The sequence below is a fragment of the Photorhabdus hainanensis genome (assembly GCF_018448965.1).
GTDB classification, from domain to species: Bacteria; Pseudomonadota; Gammaproteobacteria; order Enterobacterales; family Enterobacteriaceae; genus Photorhabdus; species Photorhabdus akhurstii.
The window spans coordinates 68,795-90,480 of sequence record NZ_RCWD01000011.1 but is presented as its reverse complement, the minus strand read 5'-3'; the positions used below and the strand labels follow the sequence as shown (position 1 = coordinate 90,480).

At 38.8% G+C, this 21,686-nt stretch carries 19 protein-coding genes and 1 pseudogene; 8 read left to right on the top strand and 12 right to left on the bottom strand.

Annotated elements, in window-relative coordinates; translation table 11 throughout:
• Window positions 1–16 precede the first annotated feature (16 nt).
• The 4 genes from ydfG (at window position 17) to EAE92_RS09115 (ending at window position 3,286) form a co-directional block, all read left to right on the top strand.
• The gene (gene ydfG / locus EAE92_RS09130) at window positions 17–766 is read left to right on the top strand and encodes a bifunctional NADP-dependent 3-hydroxy acid dehydrogenase/3-hydroxypropionate dehydrogenase YdfG (RefSeq protein WP_214067852.1); all 750 of its coding nucleotides are present in this window, start codon (window positions 17–19) and stop codon (window positions 764–766) included.
• Window positions 767–890: 124 nt separating this feature from the next.
• Window positions 891–1,253, top strand: a complete 363-nt coding sequence (locus EAE92_RS09125; protein WP_112875965.1) for a DUF1283 family protein — start codon at window positions 891–893, stop codon at window positions 1,251–1,253.
• Window positions 1,254–1,274: 21 nt separating this feature from the next.
• A complete protein-coding gene (locus EAE92_RS09120; protein WP_181148723.1) occupies window positions 1,275–1,547 on the top strand; it encodes a DUF1161 domain-containing protein in 273 nt (90 codons plus the stop codon).
• A gap of 341 nt (window positions 1,548–1,888) precedes the next feature.
• The gene (locus tag EAE92_RS09115; protein ID WP_214067851.1) at window positions 1,889–3,286 is read left to right on the top strand and encodes a metallophosphoesterase; all 1,398 of its coding nucleotides are present in this window, start codon (window positions 1,889–1,891) and stop codon (window positions 3,284–3,286) included.
• 102 nt (window positions 3,287–3,388) lie between these two features.
• Here EAE92_RS09115 and EAE92_RS09110 read toward each other — a convergent pair.
• Window positions 3,389–3,685 (bottom strand): annotated as a pseudogene (locus tag EAE92_RS09110) (transposase); the annotation flags it as partial.
• 372 nt (window positions 3,686–4,057) lie between these two features.
• Here EAE92_RS09110 and EAE92_RS09105 point away from each other — a divergent pair.
• Window positions 4,058–4,450 carry a hypothetical protein gene (locus EAE92_RS09105; RefSeq protein WP_040150683.1) on the top strand — a complete coding sequence of 131 codons (393 nt, stop codon included), beginning with the start codon at window positions 4,058–4,060 and terminating at the stop codon, window positions 4,448–4,450.
• A 69-nt stretch (window positions 4,451–4,519) separates the two neighbouring features.
• Here EAE92_RS09105 and EAE92_RS09100 read toward each other — a convergent pair whose 3' ends face one another.
• The 4 genes from EAE92_RS09100 to EAE92_RS09085 all read right to left on the bottom strand — a co-directional run bounded on the left by EAE92_RS09100 (window position 4,520) and on the right by EAE92_RS09085 (window position 8,296).
• Entirely contained in the window at window positions 4,520–4,807 is a 288-nt protein-coding gene (locus EAE92_RS09100; protein ID WP_065391844.1) for a colicin Z C-terminal domain-related protein, read from the bottom strand.
• A gap of 360 nt (window positions 4,808–5,167) precedes the next feature.
• On the bottom strand, window positions 5,168–5,875 hold the full coding sequence (bioD, locus tag EAE92_RS09095) for a dethiobiotin synthase (RefSeq protein WP_214067850.1): 708 nt from the start codon (window positions 5,873–5,875) through the stop codon (window positions 5,168–5,170).
• Between the two features lie 164 nt (window positions 5,876–6,039).
• Window positions 6,040–7,251, bottom strand: a complete 1,212-nt coding sequence (mlc, locus tag EAE92_RS09090) for a sugar metabolism global transcriptional regulator Mlc (protein ID WP_214067849.1) — start codon at window positions 7,249–7,251, stop codon at window positions 6,040–6,042.
• A 130-nt stretch (window positions 7,252–7,381) separates the two neighbouring features.
• The gene (locus EAE92_RS09085) at window positions 7,382–8,296 is read right to left on the bottom strand and encodes a LysR family transcriptional regulator (protein ID WP_214067848.1); all 915 of its coding nucleotides are present in this window, start codon (window positions 8,294–8,296) and stop codon (window positions 7,382–7,384) included.
• Between the two features lie 177 nt (window positions 8,297–8,473).
• On the opposite strand from EAE92_RS09085, the gene EAE92_RS09080 reads away from it, so the two are divergent.
• Complete coding sequence (locus EAE92_RS09080) at window positions 8,474–9,715, top strand: MFS transporter (RefSeq protein ID WP_339959368.1); 1,242 nt, start codon at window positions 8,474–8,476, stop codon at window positions 9,713–9,715.
• A gap of 124 nt (window positions 9,716–9,839) precedes the next feature.
• On the opposite strand, the gene EAE92_RS09075 is transcribed toward EAE92_RS09080, so the two are convergent.
• Window positions 9,840–10,376, bottom strand: a complete 537-nt coding sequence (locus EAE92_RS09075) for a hypothetical protein (protein WP_214067846.1) — start codon at window positions 10,374–10,376, stop codon at window positions 9,840–9,842.
• Between the two features lie 462 nt (window positions 10,377–10,838).
• On the opposite strand from EAE92_RS09075, the gene EAE92_RS09070 reads away from it, so the two are divergent.
• Together EAE92_RS09070 and EAE92_RS09065 are read left to right on the top strand one after the other, a co-directional pair.
• Entirely contained in the window at window positions 10,839–11,057 is a 219-nt protein-coding gene (locus tag EAE92_RS09070; RefSeq protein ID WP_214067845.1) for an antitoxin MazE family protein, read from the top strand.
• Between the two features lie 21 nt (window positions 11,058–11,078).
• Window positions 11,079–11,375, top strand: a complete 297-nt coding sequence (locus tag EAE92_RS09065; RefSeq protein WP_246545102.1) for a type II toxin-antitoxin system PemK/MazF family toxin — start codon at window positions 11,079–11,081, stop codon at window positions 11,373–11,375.
• A 232-nt stretch (window positions 11,376–11,607) separates the two neighbouring features.
• On the opposite strand, the gene EAE92_RS09060 is transcribed toward EAE92_RS09065, so the two are convergent.
• The 6 genes from EAE92_RS09060 to EAE92_RS09035 form a co-directional block, all read right to left on the bottom strand.
• The gene (locus EAE92_RS09060) at window positions 11,608–12,303 is read right to left on the bottom strand and encodes an SDR family oxidoreductase (RefSeq protein WP_214067844.1); all 696 of its coding nucleotides are present in this window, start codon (window positions 12,301–12,303) and stop codon (window positions 11,608–11,610) included.
• A 99-nt stretch (window positions 12,304–12,402) separates the two neighbouring features.
• A complete protein-coding gene (locus EAE92_RS09055; RefSeq protein WP_214067880.1) occupies window positions 12,403–12,585 on the bottom strand; it encodes a hypothetical protein in 183 nt (60 codons plus the stop codon).
• A gap of 70 nt (window positions 12,586–12,655) precedes the next feature.
• Window positions 12,656–13,579: a hypothetical protein gene (locus tag EAE92_RS09050; protein ID WP_214067843.1), complete on the bottom strand. Its 924-nt coding sequence runs from the start codon at window positions 13,577–13,579 to the stop codon at window positions 12,656–12,658.
• Window positions 13,569–14,492: a HEAT repeat domain-containing protein gene (locus EAE92_RS09045; RefSeq protein ID WP_214067842.1), complete on the bottom strand. Its 924-nt coding sequence runs from the start codon at window positions 14,490–14,492 to the stop codon at window positions 13,569–13,571. The genes EAE92_RS09050 and EAE92_RS09045 overlap by 11 nt, the downstream gene beginning before the upstream one ends.
• 2 nt (window positions 14,493–14,494) lie before the next feature.
• Window positions 14,495–16,312 (bottom strand): HEAT repeat domain-containing protein, encoded by a 1,818-nt coding sequence (locus EAE92_RS09040; protein ID WP_214067841.1) that lies wholly within the window; start codon window positions 16,310–16,312, stop codon window positions 14,495–14,497.
• A gap of 461 nt (window positions 16,313–16,773) precedes the next feature.
• Window positions 16,774–21,651, bottom strand: a complete 4,878-nt coding sequence (locus EAE92_RS09035; RefSeq protein WP_214067840.1) for an RHS repeat domain-containing protein — start codon at window positions 21,649–21,651, stop codon at window positions 16,774–16,776.
• Between the last annotated feature and the right edge of the window lie 35 nt (window positions 21,652–21,686).

Genomic DNA, 21,686 nt, shown 5'->3' with positions numbered 1-21,686 from the left:
AAACAAGGGGTTTTGTATGATCGTTTTTGTGACGGGAGCAACTTCAGGTTTTGGTGAATCAATTGCCAGAAGATTTATTCAAAACGGTTCTAAAGTTATTGCGACTGGACGCCGTAAAGAACGGTTAGAAAAATTAAAAGCTGAACTAGGTGATAACTTTTACTTTGTTCAACTTGATGTCACTGATCGGACAGCTATCAACCAGGTCGTAGAACAATTACCAGAATCACTCCGTGATATCGATATTTTAGTCAATAATGCAGGTTTGGCGCTTGGATTAGAACCGGCTCATCTGGCTAACTTGGATGACTGGGAAATAATGATTGATACCAATGTCAAAGGGCTTGTCAATATGACCCATGCTCTGCTGCCCGGAATGGTGGAAAGAAATCATGGGCATATTATTAATATCGGTTCTACCGCTGCGAGTTGGCCATATTCCGGTGGAAATGTTTACGGCGCAACTAAAGCCTTCGTCAAACAGTTTAGTTTAAGCTTACGAGCCGATTTACAGGGAAAAAATATCCGTGTTACTGATATAGAACCCGGTTTAGTGGGTGGAACTGAGTTTTCTTTAATCCGTTTTAAAGGCGACAATGATAAAGTAAATAAAACCTACGATGGCACTCAGGCATTAACCGCTGAAGATGTCGCCGAGGCTGTTTTTTGGGTCGCCAATTTACCTGCCCATGTCAACATTAATACACTAGAAATGATGCCGGTTTGCCAATCATTTGCCGGACTTAGTGTGCACCGAAATGAATAATCACATTCTTCTTGATAATTTGTTGAACATCTTGCTGCTATCTTATAATTTATCTATCTGATAGTTTCTTATTGTGCCATCTAAATTGGCTCCATCTCTTTCAAGAGTTCCAAGAGGATAAAAGATGAATATTTGTAATTCTTTGATATTAAAAGCTATGCCAGCTATCGCTCTGGCAATACCCTTGTTATGGCAAACGCCGGCATTGGCGGCAACTTGTACTGCCGGAAGTACCTGTGTCACCGTGAATGGCAGCGGAGATTCTGTGCTCGATAAAGAAGCCGCCCGTCAAAGCAAAGAACAATGGGATGAAACCAAAAATCTTCGCACTAAGGTTAATAAACGTGCCGAGAAAGAGTTCGACAAGTTCGATAAAGCCATTGATGCTCGTGATGCATGTATGAAAAGTACCAATATCAATGCTTATTGGGAACCCAATACCGAACGTTGTTTAGACAGCAATACAGGTATGCCTATCAGACCGTAATTAAAGGTGATGATAATGAAGATGAAAAAAGCACTTTTATGCAGTGCATTACTCTTTACCCTACCCCCATTTGCCCTTGCTGCACAAGCTTCATGCGAAAGCGTGAAAGAACAAATTGCGCAGAAGATTATCAATAATGGTGTGCCGGAATCTGGCTTTAAGTTGGAAATTGTTGCTAATGACCACGTTGAACAAGCCGGAAGTAAAATCGTTGGGCATTGTGAAAATAATGCCAAAAAGATTGTCTATACCCGGCAAGGAAGCCAATCTCAACCTCATCCGACCGCTAAATAGACCCACGTCATCTTTCTGAAGGAAAACACATAAAGTTCAGAGAAAATATTACACCAATATTTTACCATTGATGAGTAGAGGTCGAGGCTACATGCTTCGGCCTTCATATTATCTCTCTGTGAACGGCATATTAGTGGTGTTTTCCGTGGCAAGTTATACCTGTATGATAACCTCAATATAGTTTCATATGTAAACCATTAGTTTTTTTAAAACTGACAATTTAGATAATCAACTCTAATATTATAACGTTTTGAAATATAAATATTTTCCGAACAATTTATGTGAGTTAAATAGCTTATTTTCTCAAATAATCATATTGAAAATTCAAAATAGGAAACGTTATGAGTGATTTTATCGCCAAGAAAATTTTCTCTGTCATGGTATTTTTCACAGCATTAGCGATATCAGGATGTAGCGCTGTCGCAGGAAATCAAACAGAAATTGAGAGTTTTAATGGTAACAGCAGCGAGCAATATGTAAAAATTTATTTGCATAATAATACATCACATTTATTAGTGGCGGAAAAAACAGACTTACTTTGGGGAAGCTGGATTGAAGAACCATCGTCATCAATACCCGCATATAGTCGTGATTCATTTACCTCAAAAGGTAAAATTTTTAGTGGCACTGAGGGAGAAGTTATTTATCGTTTATCCAATGGTGAGGGTAAGTTAAATGTTCGCTGGAGTCTTTCATATTGGGGCGATCAGAACCACAATATCTATCTCTCCGAAGTACCCGCTAATTATAAACTTGAGAAAACAGTTAAAAGTTCATCTTCTTCGGGCATAAAGATTGATATTTATCTCACTGAACAAAATATAGATAGCAATTATAAAATTGCCGTGATGTCAGATCCTCAGCCGTGGCGTTTAGATCCTGAAAGAGGTGATCCCAACGCCGACAAAGAACCGTGGGAAGAATTAAATAAAAAAGTAGCAAACAGTATCAATAGTATTTATGAAAGCAATCATCTTGCTTTTGGCATCGTTAATGGTGATCTTACCGAGTTTGGACGTGCTAGTACCAGAAGAAGTCTTGATAAGATATATACATCAAAAATCAAATTCCCACTATTTATGGGATTAGGAAATCATGATTATGCAAATAATGTTGATGATTGTACTTCACCAGAAAATCTTGATTTCAGTCGTAATGCCTGCGCCAGATCCGCAGTATTTGATATGGCAGAGAGAATAAGTGATTATAGTAAAGAACTGAATAATTTCTCCTATGATTATGACCATGAAGCATGGAAAGGAAGTTTATCTTATTCATGGGATTTTGGTGATATTCATTACGTTCAATTGCAAAATTATCCTACCTATAGCGTCAATTTGACCCACTATATCAGCCCAACTGTTTATATTACAAAATCCCTTGATTGGTTGGAAAGTGATCTTAAATCTGCTCAAACAAGAGGAAAGGCTGTGGTTTTAAATTTTCATGATGGGTATGACCATTTTATTACCAACAGCAGTTATGCTGAAAAAGAAAAATTTAAGTCACTGATTAAAAAATACAACGTTATGGCTGTTTTCGTCGGGCATTCACATGTTCTTAAAGAATACAACGCCCCCATATTTGGAAATGCAATAGTCTATGACAGCGGAGCACTATTTAAAGGTGATTTCTTTATCATTAATGTTAACAAAAAATGCATGCAAATATCTGCATATAATGGAATAGATGGTATTCCCAAGTTTGTTAAAAAAATGACAAGTGTTTGTGGTAAATAGAGATTAAGCCTATTATATCGGGTTGAGATCTTGGATCGATGATAAACCTCACTTTTTCTCAAGTGAGGTTTTCTTATTGATTGCTTATATACCCAATGGATTTCAAGATGCAGTTTTTAGCACCTGAAAATGGTCGTTAATTCCAGACATCAGCGAGTCCGCTATATCAGGTAGCGTTGTGGTAAAAAATTTGAATACTTTGTCTCGAAATTCATGTTTATCAGCGAAATAACGGTTATTTCGAACAGGTTCATTCATAACCTTCCATAATCGTTCTATCGGGTTTAAATTTGGGCTATATGAAGGAAGGTAATGTCACTCAATGTTGCTAACATAAGCCTACTCCTCCACAAGACGAGCTTTGTTGTCACCCGCACCATCCACAATAAGATGAATTTTTTAATATTTGCCATTTATTAACCATCCTGAATTCGATGATAGGAATATTTTTGATATTACGTCACAAATATCACCCGCTAAAACACCATTATCTCAAGAGGAGATACAAGCTCATATTGCTGCCGGCAATAAAAGAAGAAATAAAAAAAGCAAATAATCTTATTATTAGGGAGTAGCATAGGATGCTCCCCTGATAACATTGCTGATAAAAGATCACAGGAAACAATGTACTTGATTAGAAAACCGAACTCTTTAATAAATTTACCCGCTCTTAATTAATAAAACCGACAAAGAAAAAAATAACTTGCATAAAATAACTTATTTTGGTAGCTATAATTGAGAATACTAATGTCAACAATGAGGGCAAACTGAATGACTAAATTCATCCTTACGCTGTCTATTATCCTTGGTCTTACAGGGTGTGTTTCGCAGAAACAACCACTTTCTCTTGATTACATCGCAGGTAATGAAACATTTCATTTATCCAAACCTTGTATAGAACAAGCTCTTCCTGTAGGAGAAGTCGGTGATGATTTAGCTGTGAATGCTAATAACATTTTTATTAAGGTTAAAAAAGGACTGAATTGTAGTGACCGGTTCAAACTTTTTTTAGCAAGAAACTTAGGGAAAGAGTTGTTTATTTACTTTGACGGTAAGCCAGTCATAAAAACCAGACTTGTTTCTATGATTCATCCAGAAGAAGGCTTCCATCAAGCAATAGAATCGAAATCATTGTCAGATGGAATTCTTAGATCCTTGAATTAATGAAAAGCCTATGGTTGCTACTCTTGTGTTTCATTTATCCATCAAAAAAAGCAAACCATAGGCTCAACTTTAAGCGTTGTAAATGATCCTAATGACTTGACCTATAGAGTAACTTTTAAACCTAATACGATCCGTACCAGCACCATTATTATCCGTAATTTGATGTGATCCAGGTCCCGTTGTACTTATTCGTTTCACTCCAGTCGATACGGGATATTCAATTTCAACACCAAAAGCTGATGGGGCCGATGAGTCGGTATCAAAACTTATGGTATATACTGAAATTCCTGAATGCATCCGAAGATCAACCCACGGTCCCCATGTTAATGGCGGTGCCCAACCTTGCCTTATCGTCATAACAACCTCCTTCCCAATCAGACCATAATTACGAATGGTATTTATAAGATAGACTGTCACAGCATATATGCACATTTTTTTATGTATTTTTTCAGTATATATCACATCCTTGTGTGATTTATATAAGTGAATTCAAAAATTATCGCTTTTATCAGAAAAAAACCAAGATCACGGTTTATAAAAAACACAAAATAATTAGACAGAAAATTAACTAAATTCTAATTAATATAAAATTATAACTCATTATAGTAATATTTTATGTAGATTAATGAGTTATTAAATGATATATATCCAAAATGGAGGAAGGTAATGATCTCCATTTCGGATAAAATCAAGCATCTTCAATGATTACGGGTATATTTATGTATATTGGCTCTCTATACCAACTTCACTCTCACTTCCCCCAACTTGTTTAAATATAGTGGCGACATCCAAGTAGCAGGATAAATCTTTCTCTTCGGGGCGTAAAATATAAGGAATTTCACCTAATTGTGGCGCATTAATGTGACGGCGTAACCTATCCATCACTTTCGTATAGTGCGATAAACCAGGATTAATTCTGTTAGCTACCCATCCTACTAATTGCAACCCATCATTTATTATTGCCTGAGCGGTTAAAATTGAGTGATTTACACAGCCAGGCTGAATACCAACAACTAAAATGACCGGGATTTTTTCCCGAATCACCCAATCAAAATAAAAAGTTTCATCATCCAGTAATACACGCCAGCCACCGTTACCTTCAATAATAACGCGATCTGATTTATTACTAAGATTATTCAATCCTTTTTTCATCTGTTCGAAATCAACCTGATTTCCTTCACAATACCTGCTTTTCCAGATAACTGGGTTAATTTCTTCATATTTAAGCGGAACGGGAGAAGAGTTTTGTAGAATTATGCCATCTCGATTACGCATACCTTCTTCTGTCTCATACCCTTCTGTGGCTATAGGTTTATACCCTACCGCCGTTGCTCCATCGCGATTAAAAACTTGTAATAATGCACGGGTAACAACCGTTTTACCTATGTTGGTATCTGTCCCCGTAACAAATAGGCGCGTTAACATAAATTCTGTTTTCCATAATGACAGATAGAATCCGGTTAATGAGCGCTTAAGTCTAGAGGATGCAACGATAAGGGAGATTGCGTTAGCTCAATGTTTTGTTTAATTGCTGCAAAAAAATCTATATAAAAGTTAATATTACAACCAGAGAACCACTATCAAACATATTATCCTTTCATTAAATTGATCAATAATGAACCATCATATAAAGCCTTTTTAACTGATGCTACCGCAGATAATGTGCCTGAATTATTGAATTTTGTCGCAACTAACTCAATCTGTTTGCTATAAGCAGGTAAAGAGTATCGTTGAATACATTCATTAATCACCGGATACAAAACTTGCTGTGAAGCATTAAGGGGAGAACCTATCAAAATTTTTTCTGGGTTAAATAAATTAACCATAATTGCGATAATATGACCAATTTTCACCCCGATATCACGAAGAATATCCATTGCCAAAGTATCGCCGTTATTAGCCGCCTGACAGAATGATTCAATAGTCAGTGGCTCACCGTTCAGTAAAGAATCTGGCGCCACTGTCAACCGCTGTTTTGCTCTGGATAAAATGTGGCTGATACCCGCAACTGTTTCCAAACACCCCAAATTCCCACAATAGCAGCGTTTACCATCAGGTTCAGCCTGAATATGTCCTATCTCCATTACACCACGGTTGCCAGCATGTAATGTTTGCCCCTCAATAATCACGCCAATGCCAACATGTTCATCAATGACCATTTGGATAATATTCTGGCAATTTTTTGCCGCGCCATATAATGATTCAGCTATCGTCCAGGCGATTGTTTCATGTTGAAGAAATACCGGTAATCCCGTACGACGATGCAGATATTCGCCTATTGGTAATTCCTGAATCTGGTAATAAGGGAAACTGTGGATTAAACCCTTGGTCGGATCAACAATGGCATTTATAGTCATGCTAATTGCCGTCAAACGCTCAAGACGAGATTGATAGCGGCCGAAAAATGCATCAATCTCATCAATAATACTATCTAAAAAGGATTTTTCCTTGTTGACCGGTAATGGCAATACATCTTCAACAATTAACTTGCTGCTTAAATCGCGCAGTCCCAATATTAAACTTCCCAAGTTAATGCTGACACACAGGAAATGCCAACTTTCAGAATCAAGCTTCAATCCAGTCGCCGGACGCCCTCTGAATCCTAAATCCAGAAATTCCGTTTCCATGACTAAGTGCGCATCGACCAATTCACGGACAATCTTAGTAATACTGGCTGGAGCAAGTTGAGCTTTTTTGGATAGCTCAATACGGGAAATTGGACCATATTGATCAATTAACCGATAAACAGTACCAATATTAATCTGTTTTATCTGATCAATATGCCCCGGTTGTCCATCCATTATTTATCCTTTTACGCTCTAATTAATTCACGTTTCAAAATAATTGTTGGCTGATTATGTCGAGGTTTTAGGCAAAAAGTATGATTCTTTCAGTAAATATGTGATATTCAGCACGAAATTTGGCTGATTTCTACTTATTTTTTCCATTTAATATATTGGATATGAGTAGGTTTATCAGCCTGTCTGCCGCAGCCGATATTGGTCGATTTTTGTGATTCACCAACCAGACCTCAGAGCAAGAGTGGTTATCAACTATTGGAATATACTGGACACCATCCACTTTCATACGGGTAAAAGATTCAGTCACAACACTGATGCCTAATCCTGCGGCAACCAGCCCAAGTATGGTCATTGCTTCGCCTGCTTCCTGTGAAATCATTGGTGTCACACCTGCTTGAGCAAGTAATGTGATGATTTCATCATATAAAGCAGTCCCTACTTCGCGCTCAAAAAGCACCATCGGATAACCTGCCAGCATTTCGAGCTTTATTCCCTGCGGAGCATATTGCAACAAAGGATGTCCATCATAAACAGCAAGCATAAAAGGTTCTCGAAATAATAGCCGATACTCAAGATTATCCGGCAATTGAGTATTACGCATGATGCCAACATCGATCCGTCCAGTCAGTAATGGCGCAATCTGTTGTTTAGTATTCATCTGATGCATATGAATAGCGACTTCCGGGTAGCGCTCCCGAAATTGCCGTAAACTCAGAGTAACTTTATGCATAAAAGGCGTCGTAGAAGTGAAACCGATAGACATTTCACCTAATTCTCCTTTTTGCATTCTTGCTGCTTTAGTCGCGGCAGCATCAACCTGAGCCAGGATCTGATAAGCTTCTTTTAGAAACATGTTACCTGCCGGCGTCAAGCTCACATTCCGGTTATTACGTTCTAACAACCGCGCATTTATACTATTTTCAAGTGATTGAATTTGTTGGCTTAACGGAGGCTGTGAAATATTAAGCCGTTCTGCCGCGCGACCAAAATGTAATTCCTCCGCCACTGCAATAAAGTAGCGTAAATGCCGTAATTCGATGGACATAATCACCTTTGAGATCTAATACATATTATTATTAATGATTAATATATTAGACAAAATATTTTGCAATTCATATGCTTGATCTTCATAAAAATACCAGCTAGCTAATGAGTTAAGTAAGGAAATTATGTGAGCGCCAGCCCCAGTAGTAATACCAACCTTAGTCGTAATAATAGTAGTATCAGTGAAAATCCGACTCCTGATAATCATCTTGTCCAACATGTTCAAAATAAGAAAAGTTATATCCAGAAAGACGATCCTCTATATGTTAAAGTTACATTGTCACTCTTTACCGTAGGGTTAGCTGCATTTGCCCTACTCTATTTCGTTCAACCAATCTTACCCATGTTGTCGGATGATTTTGGCGTTTCTCCCGCTACCAGTAGTTTATCTTTATCCCTTTCAACTGGCATGCTGGCATTAGGCTTATTAATCACAGGCCCTCTGTCTGATGCCATTGGCCGTAAAAATGTGATGGTAACAGCGCTATTTGCCGCTGCGCTTTTCACTTTACTCAGTGCATATATAACCAGTTGGCATGGAATTCTGATTGTACGCGCTCTGGTTGGTTTATCTCTCAGTGGCGTAGCCGCCGTTGCAATGACTTATCTTAGTGAGGAAATCCACCCTAATTTTGTTGCTTTATCAATGGGACTTTATGTTAGTGGTAATTCTATTGGCGGCATGAGTGGACGATTAATATCAGGTGTTATCACTGATTATTTCTCATGGCGGGCTTCTGTTATCGTACTAGGTTTATTGGCATTAATTGCGGCGATGATGTTTTGGCGTATGTTACCTGAATCGCGCCATTTTAGACCAAGCTCTCTCAAGCCCAAATCTTTATTAGTCAATTTAAGATTACATTTTCGTGATAAAGGATTGCCATTACTGTTTTTTGAAGCCTTTTTACTCATGGGCGGCTTTGTTACCCTATTTAATTACATAAGTTATCGTTTATTAGATTCACCCTATCACTTTAATCAATCAATTGTCGGTATGTTATCTATTGTTTATTTGGCAGGGACATACGGCGCCTCTAAAGTTGGCGCATTAACCCATCAATATGGGCTTGGAAAAGTGCTGATCGCGACGATAAGTATGATGCTAATCGGTACGCTTATTACCTTATTCTCATCTGTGGTGACGATTATCATTGGCATGATAGTCCTTACTTTCGGTTTCTTTGCCGCACATGCTGTTGCCAGCAGTTGGGTCGGACGTCGGGCGCGACGGGCCAAAGCACAAGCATCTTCCCTTTATCTGTTTTGTTATTATTTTGGTTCAAGTGTGGTTGGTACTTTTGGCGGTATATTTTGGCTCCAATCAGGTTGGAATGGCGTTGTTTTATTTATTGCTATTCTTCTCTTTTTGGCCCTACTTTTAGGATTTAAACTCGCCAAACTTCCAGAAGCAAGATAATAGAAAGAGAGAATGAGCCGCGCTCACTCACCCCGGTCACATAGTTACCTATGCTCCCGGGGATTCCCTCCCTTGCCGTCGCGATGCATCTTGAAATCCATTGGGTATATAATCAAACCATTCACTAATTAATAATGACTTCAAAATCTGTAGAAATTAAATTTGCTAAAAAATTTGAACTCACTTTATTTTTTACAAAAAAAGATAGATTTGGAAAGATGGAACCTTTACCACTATAACTCAATTCACCCTGTTTTATAATATAGCAACAGGGTTCAATTAGATTTATACTGTACTCTCCGGCGCCTGTATCATCGGAATATATGCCAAAATTATCAAAACCGTTCTCAACGTATTCCCCATTATTGAAAAACCAATCTTGAGTTGGCTTCTCCCTAGACATTTCCGCGGTAAAATTTCGTGGAGTGAAAAACTGTGCTTTAAACGTAAATGCAAGATAAAGATTTGAAATATTTGGATAACAAAATAAGTTGCGAAATTCTGAGATATTCTGGCCATTCAACCATATAAATCCTGGAGTACCAATGCGAAAATTCAAATTCTCCGCCTTCCACTTCTCTATCTTTCTATCGGGTGCCAATGGGAATTTCATCACGATACCATTTGGAGCATATTTGTTTACATAAATATTAGTCATCATTGTGCCTCATCTTTTAATTGATTTACTTGGCTCAATCGCCCCAACCTTGTTTATTATCTCTTTTTCACAGTATAATGCCATAATCTGATTACCGCTAATATTCCACGATCAAAATCACTTCATATTCATCACATTGCTAAGAAAATAACAAGATGATTAAGGAGATAGTAAAATACCGAAATTTATTTAGGATAAGTCAAAAGTACTCACCTACTGAAAAATTATTATTAGCACTGATATCAATATTAAAATAATATACAGGAAGATTATTCCCATGTGGGAATAAACAGGAAATCGAGAAACGAGAATACACCGGATGAATACCTTAAAAACTTTTTCGGATTTTAACTCGATATCTCTGTCTACATTGAGAGAAAATTTACAACAATTTTTACTAACGTGTTGCATGTAACTTTTTTTTGGTTATATTATAGACATCGTTACATGTCACGAGGGTGAAGTATGAATAAGGTCGCAGATCGTGTCAGAAAACACAGACAACAGCTCAGGATGTCAGGATTAAGGCCCGTTCAAATATGGGTGCCTGATACACGCCTTCCTCATTTTAAAGAGGAGTGTCGACGTCAAAGCCGTCTGGCTATGGCAACCCAAGACAAAGAAACGGATACACTATTAGAAAACGCGATAAATGAACTAGCTGATTCAGGAGACTGGGAGTGAAGCGGGGAGACTTGATAACAGTTGCTCTACAAGGGGCTTACGGCAAGCCCTGCGCTGGTTATCCAATCTGACAACTTTGATGAACATCCCAGTGTTACTATTTTGCCCGTGACCTCAACATTAATTGACGCACCGCTTTTCCGAGTGATGATCGAGCCTCTTCCTGAAACAAATCTTGAAAAACCGTCACAGGTCATGATTGATAAAACCATGACTCTCCCGAAAGAAAAAGCTGGCTCAGTATTTGGTAAACTCGATTACGCGACGATGCAGCAAGTGGATCGCTGTTTAGCTTTGTTTTTAGGTATCGCAAAATAAAAAAATCATCATCATATAACTTCTTGCAAAATAGTTTTAAATTCAATTTTCGACTTCTCATAAAAGGCGACATCCATGTCGCCCCAAGCCACTGACATCTAGTTTTACTGAATGAGTGAGCCGTGAAAGTTTATTTACAGAACAAATAATTAATAACATAACTTTATCCACTGCAATGATTCTTTATATTTAATTAGTTAAGAGCAACAGACAAATAATACTTTATTTATGATTAACAAGTCGCTATCGGCCGTAAAACAATTTCAGCCGGGCAACTACCTGCTGGATGCTGAAGAATAAAAACAATCGCGTCAGTGACGGATGAAAGCGGGATAGTTCCTACACCATTTGGTAATACCGCGCCTAACACTTCAAACTGACCCGGTGAAATTGCACATACTCGTACACCTTGTTTCCATAGTTCTTGCTGTAACGCTACAGTAAATCCAATAACTGCCCATTTTGATGCTGCATAGCAACTAGCCCCTGGCAAGCTGGCTTTTCCAGCCAAGGAGCTAATATTAATAATGGAGGGCTGCGCGCTTGATAATAGATGTGGCAAGGCGAGATATGTCATATGAATTAAAGCAGTGACATTAGTCGTAATAACCTGATCAATTTCTTCCGGTATTAGATCCATCAGATTGCCAAAATGGAAAGCACCGGCATTATTGATTAATATATCTAATCCCCCCAACTTTGCACAGGTGAAATCTATTAGCTGCTGGCGGAAATTATCATGACATATATCCCCAGAAAATGAGTATATTTCGCAATTATCCTGATATTGTTGAGACAATTCTTTAAGTCGATTCTCACATCTTCCAGTTACCACCATTCGGGAACCATTGCCTACAAGTATTTCAGTGATTGCGTGACCAAGCAGGCCGCTGGCGCCGGTAAGTAATACTCGTTTACCACGCAACATTTACCCTCCCTAATAGCGGACCTCCATCCGGTGGTATTATTCGCCAATTAGAAATCCGCTTAACTTTATATTGCTACCAAATAGCTACAGAATTATTTATTACTCGTTTTTTGATGATTCGGTACAAGAGCGACAACCAAAGCCAAGCACCCTTCCCGCTTCACTACCAGATAAGGTGCGCGGTACGGCTCCAGCCAGACTAACCGGTTGAGAAAAAGTCGCCAACCGGAGAGAATTTTCCATTTGGCCTGTTTCAATCTTGCCCAATTTAGTGTTTTTCATATGATTTACCTCTTTTTTATATTAGATAGTAAAGTGTGCGTCTGGTATGACGCGGTACTATTAACGCTCGCTAGGCCAGCGCTAACATACATTGCTGAGCTTGCACACGGACATAACTACTGGGATCACTCATGGCAAGGCGATAAACCTGATCACGATATTGTGTATCGGTAGAAAAACTCAGCATGGAAACAAAAGCGATGGAACGTAGTTCTTCTCGGGTATGGCTGCTGGCAATGGTATGCAGTAGCTCTCTGCTACGTTCATTGCCTTCTTTCATCAAAACAGAAAACAAAGCCTTATGTGCCCGGAACCGTTCAAACCGCCCGTTCTTAATACGTGCAACCTGAAAGTCAGCATTATTTTCTCTATCCAGATCAAATTCATATTGGCGCTGTCCATTCCCTCTGGGTTGAATGATGATATTGATAGAGACGGATAAATTTGGCGGTGGAAATTGAATATGCATATCTTTACTGCGAAAGAAAAATATGACTTTGCCTGGGGATAACACCTGTTCGCCAAAGTAATTCATAGCGACTTCTTCACCCTCAACGCCATCAACACTGTCATAGTCATACTCATAAAGACGTGTAGTATAGCCATCACCAAAAAAGTTAGTGGTCAAAAAATCAAAATTATGGTCATGAGGTTCTAGCCAGGAAAATGGGGCTGGTGCGGACTGAGGCCCAGGCGGCAACCACAGAACCATACGAACAGCAAATCTCCGGTCGCTGTATAGAATAAATGTCGGTGGTTGAACATCATTCCCTGACTGAAATTGGTTAGGGAATACTAATTGGTTACAGATGATGTCCAATATTTCTTGCTTGTTAGCCGCGAAATCTACCAACCATTGACTGGCTATCTCTATCTCTTCCCGTTGGTAATGACCACAGGAAACATTGTCCACCATACTGCTGGTCTTCAAAAGCTGAACCAGCTCAGGCAATGCCAATGGCTTACCTGGCTTAGGCGTGAATTCAAGAGTCATGAATTTTCTCCCGCAAAGTTTCCAACACTGCCTGAATCGCGTTACGGACATAGTTGCTGTTATCATCCAACGCGCTATCAATCAACGGTTGTGAGGCCCGATGACGAAGAATAGCAGCCCATGCCATCGCCCTGGCTTCTTCCGACTGGTGAGTTTTAGCAATATGGATCAACAGTTTTTGTGTACGTGGATTCCCCTGATATGCCATCAATGAGAAAATCGAACGCTGAGAAATTACCCGTTGCAAGCTATTGAATATTGGTTTGCCAACAATACGCCCTTCCGATTCCGATAGTTCAAAAATCGTTTGTCGAACCGAAGGAATACTTTTAGGAATAATGAGATTCAAAGATGCTGACAACGAAACAGGTTCGTGCTGAATGTGCACATCTTTATTGGCGTAATAATAAATAATATCCCCTTCTTCCAGAAACATATCCCCTGCGTAGCTGAAAAGTGTTTCCCCACTGTCACTCTGCTCGATCTGAGAATAGTCAAAACCATACAGAGAGGTACGGTATCCAGGCCCAAAGAAACCAACACTCATCAGGTCAAATGCATGATCATGGGCATAACGATAGGAAAAAGGGATACTCCGAGCTTGAAATCCCGCAGGTATCCAGACCATCAGACGCAATGTAAAAACTGGACAAGTGTACAAAACATAACTTTGTGATTGTCCGTTATTGGAATATTGGAAAGTTTCAGGAGTCACTAAGGCGTTACTTATATGTTGCAATACCTCATGGCGATTAAGCGCTAAAGCCTTAAGATGGGTTGCCGTATTTAACATATCATCTTGGCTATAACAGGATGCTCTCAAACTCTCGAGCACGCCGGAATCGGTCAAATATTCAATTAAGGCCGTCAAAGTGATTTGAAAGCCAGGTTCGACCACCAATTTTATCGCCATGGCTAGTCCTCCCTTACAACGTCAAATCCATTGAGCCGTAAACTATTTTTTGCCGTTTCACGCATCATCGTATCGGTATCTTCATGGGCTATTTGATGTAACAATTCCAGACATGCGGCACTATCAATCTGTGCCAAGCTTTCAACCGCCTCCCAGCGAACAAAATTGGCGTAATCAGATGTTGCAAGTTTCTCCAGTACAGCACTTGCACCATGATATTTCATTGCTCCTAAGAGCCGAACATATAGTTGAATACGTGACGCACTTAAATTAGTGCAAATGGTTTCGACGGGTTGTAAGCTCATTCGATCGTAAATCCAACTAATCCACCCTTTAGCATCTGAATGTGCAATGAGTAAAAAAAAGCCATTACGATTCTCATAACCGAAATCAAGAATATCCTCGTAAGCTTTAAAGCTATATAGCTGGTTTGGTTCGAAAGTAAAAACGCCTAATGAGGTCAATGCTTCTGGTTGTATAAATGGATCATTATGATTAATTTTGCATTTATAATAAGGAACTTGTATTGCCTCTTGTGATGGATTGATGATAAAAGTATCGAATTCATTGACGTACAGTCTTTCATTATTCGTTTTACCAATAAAGCGAACAAGTAAATTAAAATTTTTCTGCCGATGAATATAAATACTATCTTCGGAGAGAAGCTCGTATTTATCAGTAATTTCTTTCTTTTCTAATAGATCATTCAATATATCGATAATATTATCACGTGATAACTTACCCAAAACCTCTCCAACCGACCAGAAATCTCCACCATTATCCGCCATCTTCTTAGTAATGATTTTTTCCAATTGGTCCAACTTGGAAATTTCTTCCGCTTCCTGCTCATCAAAATGTAACCGTTTACTCTGACCAGCTTTAGGTAATCCCTGTTTTTCATATAGAGAGGTAAAATAACTATCACGTGAAGCACGTAGCCAGTCTGATAGAGAAATATTTTTTTCTTCCGCTTCAATGATAAGATTATCAATACCTTTTTTAGCGATTGATTGGGCAATACCTTTATTAATCAGCATATTTTCCAAACGATCTTCTGTCTCTCTATTCACTACAATCCCCATTCCAACTGAGTATTGTGGCGTATTCCCAATATGATAATGATGTGGTGGAAGAATAAATATATCACCGGCTTCTATTATCCAGTTATCGGCATAGGGCCGTAGTTTATCCATATTAAACCGATATTTAATCCCTTCTATTTTTTCAAAAATGTCCTTATTAAACAAAGACATTTCTTTAGCATTAGGTCCACAATGGAAATGCACTACCGAGCTATAAGGATCATCAAGATGAACACCAAATGGCGTGTATCCATAGTTACCAATAAACAGACAAGTTCCTATGAAAGTATTTCTTTCCCCAAGAATTTTTCGCAAAGGAGCGAAAATAGAAGAAACTGATTGAAAAATGTAATCAGACCAATGTTCAGTATCATTGACAATAACACAGAACCGTTCACCTCCAGTAGCTCGTGATATCCAACTCTCAAATGTCTCATTTTCATTAGGCTCAGTATAAAGAATAGGATCAATGTGCTCCGCACTCAATCTTCCCTCTATATATACCCGGATTAAAGACTCCTGAGAAACCATCATTTCTTTTTTCAATATGTTAAATAGTGAAAATAAAGCATCATCAGAAAACAACTCAGGATTAAAAGCTTCTTTTATTAACTTAGCTGACATAATCACAGGTTTATTAACTGGATCATAAACTTGTTCATCTTCTCTTATCTTATGCATCTGATAATGCTCACAAACCTCATTAAATTTTTTAACGTACTTAATATAAGCGTTCATATGTGATCCCGACCTTTGATGATAGCGAAGAGAGAGATAGGTAGGTAGATAAAAAAATAATAGGTCATGATGATAGAATAGCAAGGAGCCATTATATAAGCGTTTATTAATTTGAACAGGTCAAGATACGCCTTGTAGCACGTTAATTAAAACCGGAACTGGATAAAAAAACAAACTCAAGAATATGATCTAGAAATAATTTATTTTAATTTCATAATGAGATAATAATTTATTAAAAATAAAATTATAAGGCAGTTTCGCATAGTAAGTGCAATAAAATTAAATAATCAGAGGCATTATATCGACATATAAATGTGAATTTAATCACATATTTTATAATTAATACTTATAACCCTTGACAACATTTCACTCCACTTTTTACCTCAAAGAAACCAAAAAGGCGACACAACGTCGCCCAATAGTTATTTTTCGTGGGACTTAACAATCAGCCCGCAGAATCTTTATATGGTCAAACGGCCTCGCAACACATTACGGGTTTCAACAGACGATTGACTAAATAAATTTCCGGTACTATTTCGAAATGCTTGATTCACTTCAACTGCCCGAATGGATGGATGAACGTTTACTGCTTCCGGCTCCAATTGCGTAAAACGAGATAAAGTATAGGCTTCGCTTCCTTCCGAAGCGCCTGCCGATGAACTGAGTTCCCAAGTATGATGATTCACTGCATAAGCAGTACGTGCAAGGTTGATTAGCCCCGAGGTTGTTGACACAGCGCCAAAACCCACAGAGACCCATCCCAAGATATTCGCCGCATGCGCATTACTATCCGCAACAGCGGAAGCTGCTATTCCGGTAGAGAGCGCCACGGCATTCGCACTCAATGACACCGTGGATAAAGCAATATCCCAGCGTCTGCTAGAACGACTGGCAATTTCACCAAATTCAATCGGTACTGACCCGATAACACCCGTGCTGACCGCTTGAGAACCACTCCGTGCCGATTTTACCAGCGAAGAGGTAAAGGTTATTGCGCTGATGCCAAAGCTTAAAATCCCAAACCCCGCACTAATCCAATTTAATATTCCGGCTGTCTTCGGATCTTTTTCCGATAATGCGGCTGACGCAATCCCTATCGAATCAGCCGCCAATCCAATGACAGTCGCAGTAACTGCAAGTGTACTGGTAGAAGCAATCGCCCCCAAAGCGCCCCCTGCGGCAATTAAACCTGCGCTAATCGCCGCGCCAGCTCCCAGTGACACAATGCCCACAATGATACCAATCGCCCCTAGCACAATGCCTAATATCCCGCCGGCACTAAGATGACCGTTCAGATCAATCCGGTTTATGGGATCGCCTTGGCAATAAGTGTAGGGATTAACCCCTCCCCGGCCAAAAGGACTCCAGCTATCCGGGCTATGAAACCTCATGAGAACCGGATTGAAAACACGATATCCGTTACCTAAGAAATACCATCCTGTTACCGGATCGATCTGCGCGCCATTCAAACCCGGTAATGAAGAAATTAAACTCCTAAAGCCATAAGGGGTGTAGGATAAAGCCATCAACTCGTTTTCGTTTTGGCTGGCTACAACCGTACTATTATGGTCAGTACCATATTGATAGTAGACCGACTGGCCGTTCTTGGTACTCTGATGACCAAGCCGTTGCTTATCGCTGTTCAACCAGGTAATAGTTTCATCACCCAATTGAACATTCGTCACTTTACCTGAAGCATAATACTGACGATTAGTCGTACCATTCGCTAAAACTTGTGCGGTTAATTTGTTCAACGCATCATATTGATATTGGCATACCAGATTACCCTTACTATCTTTAACCTGTACCAAGCGATTATTCTGATCGTAAATAAGCGTCTGCCCTTTTTCGTCGCGCGTCAGATTACCGTTGGCATCATAACTTAACTCTATTTGCTGTTTGTCGCTGGTAATACGAATAAGTTGAGTTGGATCAGTTTGACTGAAATGATAGTCCACTGTTTCCTTACCATCTCGATATGTATTATCAATCCGTTTAATATTTCCCCATTGGTCATAATGATAAATCTGTTGATTTAACACACGCCCGGTATGATCAACCGGAGATTGCTCCCCTTCGCATTGGTACTGGCTTAAGCGTTGATTACTATCATATTGATAACGTTCATTTTTCATAACCACCCCATCGACGGAGGTGATGCGTTGACTAATTTGATTATTCTTTGTGTAGCTTAAAGTCATTACTTGTATTGAGAAGTCGCTAATTAGCGAGCGTTTTATTTCTCGATCAAAAACATCGTATTCGATTTTTGTAACTAATTGGGATAATGATGTTGCGTCTTTTGTCGTCGTTGTTATCAACCGTCCAACATTGTCATATTCAAATGTAGCGTATTGTGAACCCTGCTCTGTTTTAACTAATCTCCCTTGCCCGTCATAACTATAAACATGATCATGAGCAAAACTATCTTTATGACGCTGAATCAAGCCGGACATCGTATAACGGTAATCGCCCGATGAAACGGGTTTATTATCCCGAGAAAACGATTCGTGCTGTAATACACCCGATGGGAAATAACTGTAATTACTCTGGGATACTCCCTCTGACGCAGATAATAGCGCCCCCGTTTTCGGGTGATAACGAAAGTTTTGTTGGCTCGTCTCTGTGGTAAATTTGGACATCACACTGCCGAGAGAGTAAAGATAATCAATGTTTTGTTTATTATGCGCAGGAGTGACAGACTGAATAGGTTTATCACCTTGAGGACCATATAAATATTCGGTTTTACGGCCACCCACCGTATCGCTGGTGACTCGCCCAAGACCATCATAAACTAATGAACCTAATTGTGTTCCATTCACGTTCAGTGCAGAAATTAATTCTTCATGGCTAAAGCTTGCATAAGCGGATTCTAATATTGTTCTGTCTGGCAACGTTTTTTTCACTATACGATCAAATACATCGTACTCAATTTGGGTAACGGAACCTTCTGCATCTGTTTCAGTCACCGTACGACCAAATCCATCATAACGATAAGTACGAGTGCTATATATCGCACCATCAGGATACACAACTTTGATTGAAGCAGGTTGCTCAAAGCTATTTTGCTGAATATTTAACATCCCCAACCCTTTGACCCCTTGAATAATTGTCCTCGTAATAGGGTCATGGATTTCCAGTTCTATCCGACCATCGCTGTATTCAGTGCTGTAACGATTTCCCCAACCATCATATTGATAGGTTTTCGTTGTCACCAAAGGAGTCGTCAGACGAGTCAAAGGATTAGCAGATAAATCCCATAACCAATCATTTGAAATTTCTTTAATCAATTGCCCCAAAACATCATATTGTCTGGCAAGCACTTTGCGATATGTGCCTTGATAAATTCCCGATGTTCCCCAAGTACTATCATCATCTTGTTCTTCAATAGAACAAATACGCCCCAGTCCATCGTAATGGGTTTTACGCCTGACACCTTGGGAATCAATTTCTATCATCACCGGCCAAAAATCATTTTCGTCCCCACCGGGATATTGATAAACATAATTACGTTTAATTTCTTTTGTCGTGCCAGGGTCAATAATTTGACCTGTCATTCGGCCCAAAAGATCATAAGACTGATCTGTAATCACACGGTTCACATCAACTTTACGAAGCTGCCGATGTGTATAAATAGAGGTCACATTTTTCGATTCCATATGCGCGCCATCAAACCCCGTCACTGTAGAGTTTGTGGTAATCTCACTGTCTGAATATTCATATTTAAATGTTGTGACCGTTTGTTGGTTATTCATTACCGACGCTATTTTCGCTAACGATCCATGAGATTTGTTTGTCGGTGAATTAACATAGCTAAAGGTTCTCACTATTTTATTATCTGTGGTTTCTGAAGCTTTGCTGACATATTCCTTTATATAAGCGCCGGTAAACGTAGGCAATTTTTGATATGTGTAATTAGTCACTCTATTCGCGACACTTTGAGCGGCATCAGGCGATCCTTTTTGCGTAGCTGATTTTAAAAATCGGGAAAAACCTAATGGATCGGCAGGACAATTATTACCTTCACCATTCACCGGATAATAAACGTATTCTTTCTGTATCCCACTGGTTTCAGTAATAAGTAGCGTATTTCCCCAATCATCGCTTTTAATATTAACCGTCTCTTCTCGTGAAGTATTGGTCTGTAAGTCTGTATAACGCGTTAATACCCGAGATGGTTGTTGTAAATTTTCTGGTTGCTCGGAGAAACTTTTTGACGGATCTTCATTATAAGTAATTTCTGTTGTAATTCTCTTATTATCTTGTGTTCTCGCTTCTTTGGTCATTAAATGGAATTTATTAAACACTCTTTCTGTTACTGAAATGATATTTTGACCATCTAAAACCCGTTCAATGGATGAATAAGTATATTTCCCTGTGACCAGATACAAATTATCCTGGCTAGAATCAAAGCTTGTCCGACCAGAAGAATAGCCTAAGAAATTATGCACTGAACTATATTCATAGGATTTGCTGATCGCGGGTTGCCCATTACCCGGTTGAATAATCAATGCAGCAGCATAAGGAATAGACTCCGAGTCCGTTACTTTATGCCCATTCTCTTTATAACTCACCAGTTCAACATAACCTGTTGGTGTACGAAAAGCACTAATAACCGGAAATATTCCTTTTAATGTCTGATAGGTCATCTTAAATCTGGCGGAATCAATAGGACCAGAAGCATCATAAGGTACCGTCACTGTAATAAGGTAATCATTACGATAATCGAATGAAATTTTGGCTGAGATATTATTATCATCAGGGTATTCGACTGATGTACAATTATTTCCAGAGTAATTGAGTTTAAGATAAGTTTTACCCGTCACACGGTATTTTATTTCGGATAATGCAAATCTTGAATTATAAATTAAATCAAATGCTTCACCATCAGGAAATTCAAGCGCCACCGTTTTTGCAATGTCACTCGATCCAATTCGTTTCAGTGTTTCTATAATGCCATTTTTGTTATAAACATAGAAGGTATTGCTATCGAGTTTATATACGCGCAAATCTTTTAACTTTTTATCTTTAAAGCTAATATCATTATTATTAGGCGGCAATGGTTTACACTTAAATTGCTCTCCATTTGCTCGGCTAAATGTGAGTGTTTTTACATCCAATGTTGTTAATGAAAACCGCCAGCCAATCCCAAACCCATTATTTAACGTTGTTAATGGCGAGAATGATAGATTAAATACCTGTTCAACATTGCCGACATTATTTGGTCTTAACGTGATAATATTGATATTTGCGCTATACTGACCCGTTCTGGGATCGACACCGGTATCAATATAAGATCCAAAATTAAAAGCATTGGAATATATATCGTTAACTTTCATTTTAAATTTCCTGTTTGGTTAGCTAAAATTATAGC

Bases quoted from the DNA above. Each gene is read 5' to 3' on its own strand.
- EAE92_RS09115 (WP_214067851.1), top strand. From the start codon at position 1,889: ATGAGTGATTTTATCGCCAAGAAAATTTTCTCTGTCATGGTATTTTTC.
- EAE92_RS09125 (WP_112875965.1), top strand. From the start codon at position 891: ATGAATATTTGTAATTCTTTGATATTAAAAGCTATGCCAGCTATCGCT.
- EAE92_RS09035 (WP_214067840.1), bottom strand. From the start codon at position 21,651: ATGAAAGTTAACGATATATATTCCAATGCTTTTAATTTTGGATCTTAT.
- EAE92_RS09120 (WP_181148723.1), top strand. From the start codon at position 1,275: ATGAAAAAAGCACTTTTATGCAGTGCATTACTCTTTACCCTACCCCCA.
- EAE92_RS09070 (WP_214067845.1), top strand. From the start codon at position 10,839: ATGAATAAGGTCGCAGATCGTGTCAGAAAACACAGACAACAGCTCAGG.
- EAE92_RS09050 (WP_214067843.1), bottom strand. From the start codon at position 13,579: ATGACTCTTGAATTCACGCCTAAGCCAGGTAAGCCATTGGCATTGCCT.
- EAE92_RS09085 (WP_214067848.1), bottom strand. From the start codon at position 8,296: ATGTCCATCGAATTACGGCATTTACGCTACTTTATTGCAGTGGCGGAG.
- EAE92_RS09100 (WP_065391844.1), bottom strand. From the start codon at position 4,807: ATGACGATAAGGCAAGGTTGGGCACCGCCATTAACATGGGGACCGTGG.
- bioD (WP_214067850.1), bottom strand. From the start codon at position 5,875: ATGTTAACGCGCCTATTTGTTACGGGGACAGATACCAACATAGGTAAA.
- EAE92_RS09055 (WP_214067880.1), bottom strand. From the start codon at position 12,585: ATGAAAAACACTAAATTGGGCAAGATTGAAACAGGCCAAATGGAAAAT.
- mlc (WP_214067849.1), bottom strand. From the start codon at position 7,251: ATGGATGGACAACCGGGGCATATTGATCAGATAAAACAGATTAATATT.
- ydfG (WP_214067852.1), top strand. From the start codon at position 17: ATGATCGTTTTTGTGACGGGAGCAACTTCAGGTTTTGGTGAATCAATT.
- EAE92_RS09060 (WP_214067844.1), bottom strand. From the start codon at position 12,303: ATGTTGCGTGGTAAACGAGTATTACTTACCGGCGCCAGCGGCCTGCTT.
- EAE92_RS09105 (WP_040150683.1), top strand. From the start codon at position 4,058: ATGACTAAATTCATCCTTACGCTGTCTATTATCCTTGGTCTTACAGGG.
- EAE92_RS09045 (WP_214067842.1), bottom strand. From the start codon at position 14,492: ATGGCGATAAAATTGGTGGTCGAACCTGGCTTTCAAATCACTTTGACG.
- EAE92_RS09040 (WP_214067841.1), bottom strand. From the start codon at position 16,312: ATGAACGCTTATATTAAGTACGTTAAAAAATTTAATGAGGTTTGTGAG.
- EAE92_RS09075 (WP_214067846.1), bottom strand. From the start codon at position 10,376: ATGATGACTAATATTTATGTAAACAAATATGCTCCAAATGGTATCGTG.